At 47.3% G+C, this 8,303-nt stretch carries 4 protein-coding genes and 1 pseudogene; 3 read left to right on the forward strand and 2 right to left on the reverse strand.

What is annotated here, in order from left to right:
- Positions 1-142: 142 nt before the first annotated feature.
- Both V6C93_RS35085 and V6C93_RS35090 read right to left on the reverse strand, forming a co-directional pair.
- Positions 143-682, reverse strand: a pseudogene (locus tag V6C93_RS35085) (RNA-guided endonuclease InsQ/TnpB family protein); the annotation flags it as partial.
- Positions 683-920: 238 nt separating this feature from the next.
- On the reverse strand, positions 921-4,874 hold the full coding sequence (locus tag V6C93_RS35090) for an ATP-binding protein (protein WP_333481327.1): 3,954 nt from the start codon (positions 4,872-4,874) through the stop codon (positions 921-923).
- A gap of 311 nt (positions 4,875-5,185) precedes the next feature.
- Between V6C93_RS35090 and V6C93_RS35095 the strand changes: the two genes are divergently transcribed.
- The 3 genes from V6C93_RS35095 (at position 5,186) to kaiC (ending at position 8,207) form a co-directional block, all read left to right on the forward strand.
- Positions 5,186-6,100: a circadian clock protein KaiA gene (locus V6C93_RS35095; RefSeq protein ID WP_333481328.1), complete on the forward strand. Its 915-nt coding sequence runs from the start codon at positions 5,186-5,188 to the stop codon at positions 6,098-6,100.
- 140 nt (positions 6,101-6,240) lie between these two features.
- Positions 6,241-6,555 carry a circadian clock protein KaiB gene (kaiB, locus tag V6C93_RS35100; protein WP_333481329.1) on the forward strand — a complete coding sequence of 105 codons (315 nt, stop codon included), beginning with the start codon at positions 6,241-6,243 and terminating at the stop codon, positions 6,553-6,555.
- 92 nt (positions 6,556-6,647) lie between these two features.
- A complete protein-coding gene (gene kaiC, locus V6C93_RS35105) occupies positions 6,648-8,207 on the forward strand; it encodes a circadian clock protein KaiC (RefSeq protein WP_333481330.1) in 1,560 nt (519 codons plus the stop codon).
- Positions 8,208-8,303: the final 96 nt, after the last annotated feature.

The following is an 8,303-nucleotide window of genomic DNA, read 5'->3' on the forward strand; positions in this document are numbered from 1 at the left end:
GTTCTAGGATACTTGTCTTTCACCTACATGGCTGTTAAGTTGTCAAGGTTCAGTCTTTTGAACTTTCATCCTTGCGGCTAATCCTTCAAACCTAGACCTAAAATGTTAGGTTCTGGCTGATTTCTAGCCAACGAATCGCACAGATAGATGCATACCACTTGTCAGCTTTCCTCAAGATTCGCACCTGCTTGACCGCAAATCCTGCTGGGATGGGTCTGTGCAAGTTAATGGGGATTGCTCCAATCTTGGGCAGCTTAATATGAAGGTTCGTTACTGGGTTTTCCTTAAATTGAGGAAACAGCAACGACTTAAATTGCCCGTACTTCTTAAACCTGGGAAAACCGAATCCTCTCTCTTGAAAGTATTTCCAGCCGACATGCAACTGCTTAATCGCTTGTTGGAGAACCTGAGAAGGGACTTCACTCAATCTGGGGAATTCCTTCTTGGCTTTGGGCAAGTTGTTAAGCTGTTGAATTTCGCCCGGAAATTTCAGTTCAGGAGAGAGGATGTATTCTTTTTCAAGGGAGCATCTATCTACCAAACACTTGCGACTATCGCACCAATCCTTTATCTCTCGCAATGCATAGTTATAGGCATTACGACAGATGTCCATCCACTCAATGAGTTGTTGTTCTTGAGCGATATCGGGATAGATGCAATAGCGATGGGTGATTGTCAACATTCCAGTATTGTACTGGGTTTAATGACTAGAAGGCAACCTTTAAATGTTAATTTAAGGGGCATCGTTAGCGTTAGCGAAGCGAGGCGTGACGCTAGCGCATACACCTTAAATTAACCTGGGGGAGTCCATGTATCCTCGCGCGTAATTTAAAATTATGGCGTGGGGTACGCAATAGCTCCCCCAGACCCCCACGAGAAGATAACGCGGCCTAAGTCAATCTTGATCAACTACCGTTAGCTCACATCCCTAAAGCCTGATTGATCTGATCCAATAACTGGGTCATTGACAGGGAATGTCCACGCAGAACTTGGGTGGCGACGGCAGCTAGCAGAGAGTCGAGATTAGGCTTTGAGTCAACCCCACCCGTCACAACTTCATCCATCGATGACGGAAACCTCATCCCTACCGCTGGGCTATCGGCATTGAATCGATGATCCAGCACTAAAATTGGCGGTAGTTTTTGTAGCTGAGTCAGAGAAATCAGGCCGTTTACTAACGCCGATGAGTCACTGATATTTTTGATACGTATTAGCAGCAAGTCAACACTTTGCTCTTGGAGTTGATGGTATATTTCTGTCCAAGAACAGGAAAGTACACTTCTAAACCCAGCTGTTTGGAGGTATTGCATCAGGGCTTGAAGCCAAGAAGATTGAGGACTTAGGGATGTGGTATTTTTGGATTGCTTGCCCTGACTGCCTGCACCTCGCATCCCTCGGTTATGCCTCACTGGTGTTGGCTGGTCACTCCTGTGATGGGGTAAAAGTCCAAGGGGTAGAGTCCCATCAACGGCATCATGTCCCGTTTGTGTGCCATCTGCGTTTTGCAGCAGCGCGTCCCTATCGCTTCCCTGACTTTGGGAGGAAGCGAAGGAAAGGTTTTTGCTTCTGGCGTCTTGGGGGGATGAGATTTTAGACTGAGGATTTTCCTCGGCTTCCGTCAGCCCCCAATCCTTGATGTCCATCACGACAATGCTAGGCATACGACTCATCCCAGTCGCCACTTGAATGACTTGCACCAAGGCCGTCATTTTTGAAGCGTTGTCGGGTGCTAAACAGGGATACACAGAAAGACCTGGTATTTGATTGGCGGCCTCTGTTGTCTGGTGATCTAATGTTACTAATGGTGTGGAGATCAGCTCAGGATGTAAGGAGAGTTCTTTTAAGTAAGCTAGCGGGTCTGCAATCTGGGCCGCATCGAGCAAGACCACATCCGGCTGCCAAACACGAGCCAATAATTCTGCCTGGTCTAAATCATCGGCTTCGAGAATTCGGTAATTGAGTTCTGAATGCTGAAGATTCAGGATGTCTGTTAGTCCAGAACTCAAGATAGACGAGTCAGGGTCTGTCTGTGCATGGACAGAGGTTTGAGGGCATATCTCTACAGGACTCAGGTGCAGAATCGTCAAACCCTTGCTGCTGCTAGGAGGCTCTGGCTCTTCTAAGCCATTAAGGCTCTGGAGTAAGGCTTGCTTTTGTACCGGTAGGCTTAAGAAGCCATCTGCTTTGTTTTCGTAAGCTTGCTGTTTTTCCGCCTGTGTGGCGGTTACAAAAACCGGGATATGGCGGGTTTGGGCATCTGACTTAAGGAGAGTCAGGACATCCCAGCCGGAAAGTTGGGGTAAAAGGGGATTGAGTAGGATGGCACGGGGTTGCAAGCCACGGGCTTTTTCGATCGCTTCCATACCCGAACGAGCAATGACTATCCGATAGCCCAGACTATTGAGCTGTTCTGTCAAACTCTCCAGGTAGCAGGGAACGGTTTCGACGATTAACACCAATCGGTTGCGGGTTGGAGATGGGGGATTGGGGATAGAACACTGAGGAATCTCTGCATCGGTTCTCCTGACTTGAGGGGGACAGGGGGGTAGGAGTAGGGTAAACTGACTTCCTTCATCCGGTTTAGAAATAAACGAGATATCTCCACCATGCAAGCGAGCAAGACGTTGTGTTAAGACCAATCCCAGACCTGTTCCCTCGAAGCGACGAGTGAGGGGTTGTTCTAGCTGTTGGAATTTCTGAAAGATCAAGTGCTGCTTTTCGGGTGGGATGCCAATCCCCGTGTCCCAGACGGTGAAAGCTATCCAGCCTTCCCAAAGATTGACCTTCAAACCAATTTGACCCTCAACATCCGTAAATTTGAGGGCATTGGAAAGTAGATGCATTAGCATTTGGCGCAGGCGTAGATCGTCGGCAACGAGCATATCTAAACCCGGTTCAATCTCTAGGGTGAATGTCCTTTCTGGTGCGGAATCTTCCTCGTGGTCTTTCTCCTGCTGGAGTTGGCCCGCTTGGGAATAGGCGCGATCGCATACACTCTGAATCTGCACTGGCTCACAGGTCAATTCCAGCTGACCGGTCTCCATCCGAGTCAAATCCAGAATATCGTTGACCAGCGTCATCAGCTGACGCCCACTTTGATAAATTAGCCGAGCATAGCGGGCTTGACGTTCATTAAGGTCTCCCAATGCCCGGTCTTTCAACAGGGTTGATAAACCCAAAACAGCCGTGAGCGGTGTTTTCAGCTCATGGCTAATACAAGCGAGAAACTCATCTTTGAGTCGGTTCAGTTGGATTAAATCTGCATTTTTGGCAGCTAGTTCTCTGGTCACCTGCTGCTGCTCTGTGGTATCTTGAGCCAGCACAACGCACAGGTCGCAGATGCTCGGATCATAGCAGGATGCAGCCAGGTCGGATTCGTTCTCCCACGCTTGTGCGTTTTCTCCGTGGAACACCGCAGACGACAGCGGAATTTTGACAAACGAGAAGATGCGCTCCTGACTTGTGTTTAGGGTTTCGAGTGCTGGGTTCGATGCCTGCCGAACCGCTGGGGGCTCTTGATTGTTGCTAATCGATGGTGCTGATAAAATCACCTGCTGGGTAGAAACAGTGGTCGCTAAGCGGGGGGTATCAATAGCGCAGAAGTGCTGAATAGCCGCTTGATCCGAAGTTTTACACCGCTCTTTTGCCATACGGGGCACAGACAATAGGGATTCGCAAGGTGCCTTACCGACTTCACTGTGGAGGGTTGTGGAAGCATCGGGCCTAGTGAAGCTCTCCTGCCTAGAGCACGACTCACTGGATGGACAATCTAACATGGCAGCGGTAGTACGTCTGACCCAGTCCAAGTTTGGCGATATTCCAATCTGCTGACGCCAAGTGAGATTTTGAGCCAGTACTTGCCCTGTAGTGGTCTGTATGCTCAGGGGTAAGGGTAGGTGTTCTATTAGTTGCACCAAGGACTTGAGGTGAGTTGGCTGGGGTTGTTCATCCAAATCGGATGACTCCTTCTTGGTGAACTTGGGGGCCAAGGATTCTAAGAGCAGCCAGCTATTGAGCAGTCCCAAGAACTTACCTTCCTCGTCTACCAATGCCCAGTGGCGAGGGGATGACCGGAGTTCATACGAGGAGGTGACTGGAGATTGAGGGATAGCGTTAGTGTTCGCGCTGCGGGATGCGATCGCCTGCAAATGGGAGGTTGGTGTAGCGGCAGAGCTTGAGTGAGGTGGTAGCCCAGTTTGGAGGTGATAACTTCCGGGGAAGTTAGTGTAGCGGGGCGTTGGCGGAGTTGGCCTGTCCTGTGTAGCCCGCTCCAGGGGGGAGGGGGTGAGAGCGTAGTGGGACGCTGGCACAGTGGGGCGTTCCCCAGAGGGCTTGCTTCGTCCAGTCCAGGGATAAACGTCTGCCCGTCTCCCATTGAGACGGCGTCCCCCTAACTCCTCTGCGGCTGGTGTGCGATCGCCACTCCCTAGACCTGAGGGTGACGCGATCGCTTCGCTATCCACAACCGCAACCCTTTCGCGATCGCTAAAGCTCTGCTTCCCCTCTCCCGAACCTCGCCAGTCCTGCATCAGGCTATCTCCTGACTCTTGAAGGTAAGGCCAGAATTGGCTTAAACTCATCTGAGCTGGTAGGATTGCCAAGGGTTCAATAATCGGCGGCTCTAGCTGAGATAACGGCTTGTTGAAATCCTTACCTTTCATCGCTAGGGAAGACTCCCCTGGCTGCTGCATCCAGATCAAGTGGGGCATCAATTTCGGCAGGTGTACTACTCCCAAGGGACAATGTTGTGGGCTGACCACGACAATTGCCTCACATCCTGAAGAGCGGAAAATCTCCAGCACGTCAGCAAGAGTAGAGGTTTGTTTACAAACAGGAGTGGCTTGAGCAAATTCTTGGAGGCTGGGAGTTGGCATAGATTATGACCAATCTTGCTGAAAGATGAGGATGATGGCTAAAGCAGCAGTACCTCCTCATCGGAACTGAAAATGAGGCTAACTCTAAATAGCTAACCAGAGAAGTTCTGAAGCTAAAGCACAGGGAATCGGTACTGCTCAATTATTGCTCCCGATCGGGGACATGGATGGCCTAGCAATTACAATTACTTACAAATTACAGATGGCTTAAATTATTGTTAAGTAATTTCCTAAAGGAATTGTTAAAATGTACCCCAGAAGAGTGATGTCACACTGTCAATCAATCATTCGTTTTTTAAAACTATATTGTTTTGTCTCCCCAATTAACTGTCTGTACCTTGGTAAAATCTGAGTCCCTGGCTCGGTCGTTGAGTCAGATTCTGACCGACAATCGCTATATTTTGCAAGCTGCCACCTCAGAATCTGATTTTTTCGACATGATTGAGCAGTATAAGCACCAGATCGATTGCTTAGTTTTAGAGGATAACGACTCATTGCAGCGCGTCCTACAGCAATTGTCTAAGCAAGGCACGCTGCTTCCTGTGGTAATTTTGCTCAAGGTATCACAGGACATCTCTTGCCACGGTACCACTAACAACTCGCCTACTCCTACCCCGACGAATAATTCTTCTTCAGCGCAGACCCATCATCTGTTCCACTCCGCTGAAGTTCGCCTCGCTCTTAGCCAACTACCTGAGCTCAGTAGCTTTATTGACAAGGCGATCGCCCAGTTTGTCTCCCTATCTCCTGCCTCTAGCTTACCCCATATATCTACCACGGCTGAGATCGTCACCGAGCTATCCAATTGGAGTTTCCTGCTCCAGCAGCAACGTCGATTATCTGAAAAACTCAAGGAGCGACTCGGGTATCTAGGTGTGTATTACAAACGAAACCCTCTATTTTTTTTACGTAATCTGCCTCCAAGCGAGAGGCAACAGCTGTTAGAAAATTTAAAATCAGAGTATCGTCAGATTGTTCTGAAGTACTTTTCTCAAGACAATACCCTCAATCAAAGAATAGATAACTTTGTTGATAAAGTGTTTTTCGCCGATATTTCAGTATCGAGGATTGTTGAAATTCATATGGAACTGATGGAGGAGTTTTCTAAGCAGTTGAAGCTAGAAGGGAGAAGTGAGGAGATTTTACTAGACTATCGCCTGACTCTGATCGATGTAATTGCTCACCTAGGTGAAATGTATCGTCGGTCTATCCCCAGAGAGTCGTAAGAGCGGAGTTTAGCGATAAGCTTTAGTGAGGCTCTTACCCAGACTTTTTGTGTTTGAGCTTGTGCTTGGTCGCTCTTGTATTGTAATTCATCTCCTTGCTGATTGCTCATTGCTAATTACTAATTGTTAATTACTAACCTATGGGCCCCTTAAAAAAAACATATGTTCTCAAGCTCTATGTCGCGGGAAACACACCCAACTCCGTCAGGGCTTTGAAAACACTAAAAACGATTCTAGAACAGGAATTTCAAGGAGTTTATGCTCTCAAGGTAATCGATGTCTTAAAAAGCCCCCAGCTAGCTGAGGAAGATAAAATTTTGGCAACCCCCACTTTGTCGAAAGTCTTGCCGCCGCCTGTCCGTAAAATCATTGGCGATCTTTCAGATCGGGAAAAAGTCTTGATTGGATTAGATCTGCTCTATGAGGAGCTACAGGAAGGAGAAGCAGATTATTAGAAAATCCCTAAGAATTGCAGCTTTACCGTCTCGTTAAGGTAAGATTGATAGATTTCTTTTTTTGAGTAATATCTTTGTTTTAGACCGTAAATATGAGTCAATTTAACACCACTGAACCCAAGCCGGACGAATCTGCATTGATGGGAGTCCAGAAAATACGGACTTTGATCGAAGGCTTCGATGATATCAGTCATGGAGGCTTACCCGTGGGTCGAACTACATTGGTTAGTGGGACATCAGGCACGGGGAAAACGTTATTAGCTGTTCAGTTCCTCTACAACGGTATTACCTATTTTGACGATCCTGGTGTTTTTGTTACCTTTGAAGAATCTCCTACCGATATCATTAAAAATGCTTATAGTTTTGGTTGGGACTTACAAAAATTAGTCAATGATGGCAAGCTGTTCATTTTAGACGCCTCACCCGATCCAGAGGGACAGGAAGTTGTAGGAAACTTCGATCTTTCAGCTTTAATTGAGCGGATTCAGTATGGCATTCGCAAATACAAAGCCAAGCGAGTTTCCATAGACTCGATTACCGCCATCTTTCAGCAGTACGATGCCGCTTCGGTAGTACGGCGGGAGATTTTTCGTTTAGTAGCACGCCTGAAACAAATTGGCGTGACAACGGTAATGACTACAGAGCGCATTGAAGAGTATGGGCCGGTGGCGCGCTTTGGGGTGGAGGAGTTTGTCTCAGATAATGTGGTGATTGTGCGTAACGTTTTGGAAGGGGAGCGTCGCCGTCGCACCATCGAAATTCTTAAGTTGCGCGGCACAACACATATGAAAGGAGAATATCCTTTTACAATTACGAATCAGGGAATCAATATCTTCCCCTTAGGAGCTATGCGATTGACTCAGCGTTCTTCTAATGCCCGTGTCTCTTCAGGGGTTAAAACTCTGGATGAAATGTGCGGTGGTGGTTTCTTCAAAGACTCAATTATTCTGGCAACGGGTGCTACGGGTACGGGCAAAACCTTGTTAGTCAGCAAGTTTATTGAAGACGCTTGCTTAAGAGGCGATCGCGCCATTCTTTTCGCTTACGAAGAATCGCGAGCTCAGCTATCTCGGAATGCTTATTCTTGGGGTATTGATTTTGAAGATTTGGAACAGAAGGGATTACTTAAAATCCTCTGTACTTATCCCGAATCAGCAGGGTTAGAAGACCATTTGCAAATCATTAAATCGGAGATTGCCGAGTTCAAACCCTCTCGAATTGCGATTGATTCGCTTTCAGCGTTGGCACGGGGAGTCAGTAATAACGCTTTTCGGCAATTTGTAATTGGTGTAACTGGCTACGCCAAGCAAGAAGAAATTACTGGCTTTTTCACGAATACAACTGACCAGTTTATGGGTTCCCATTCAATTACAGATTCCCATATTTCCACGATTACGGACACAATTTTGATGTTGCAATACGTGGAAATTAGAGGGGAAATGTCTCGTGCTATTAATGTCTTTAAAATGCGGGGTTCCTGGCACGATACGGCGATTCGGGAATATACCATCAGTGAGGAGGGGCCAGATATCAAAGATTCGTTCCGCAATTATGAACGAATTATTAGTGGTTCTCCTACTCGTATTGCTGTGGATGAAAAGAGTGAACTTTCGCGGATTGTTCAGGGGGTTCGTGGCAAGTCAGAGGAATAATTCAGGATGTATGGTTGTCCTTGATGCGTCAATAAATTCTACGAGTTTGATATTCATAAGCTAATTTTGCAGAATGTAGTGACCGATAATCTCTTT

This window comes from Allocoleopsis sp., from assembly GCF_036703385.1.
In the GTDB taxonomy this organism is placed as follows: Bacteria; Cyanobacteriota; Cyanobacteriia; order Cyanobacteriales; family Coleofasciculaceae; genus Allocoleopsis.

Excerpts from the sequence above, each read along its gene's own strand:
- V6C93_RS35090 (WP_333481327.1), bottom strand. The coding sequence starts at position 4,874 with ATGCCAACTCCCAGCCTCCAAGAATTTGCTCAAGCCACTCCTGTTTGT.
- kaiB (WP_333481329.1), top strand. The coding sequence starts at position 6,241 with ATGGGCCCCTTAAAAAAAACATATGTTCTCAAGCTCTATGTCGCGGGA.
- kaiC (WP_333481330.1), top strand. The coding sequence starts at position 6,648 with ATGAGTCAATTTAACACCACTGAACCCAAGCCGGACGAATCTGCATTG.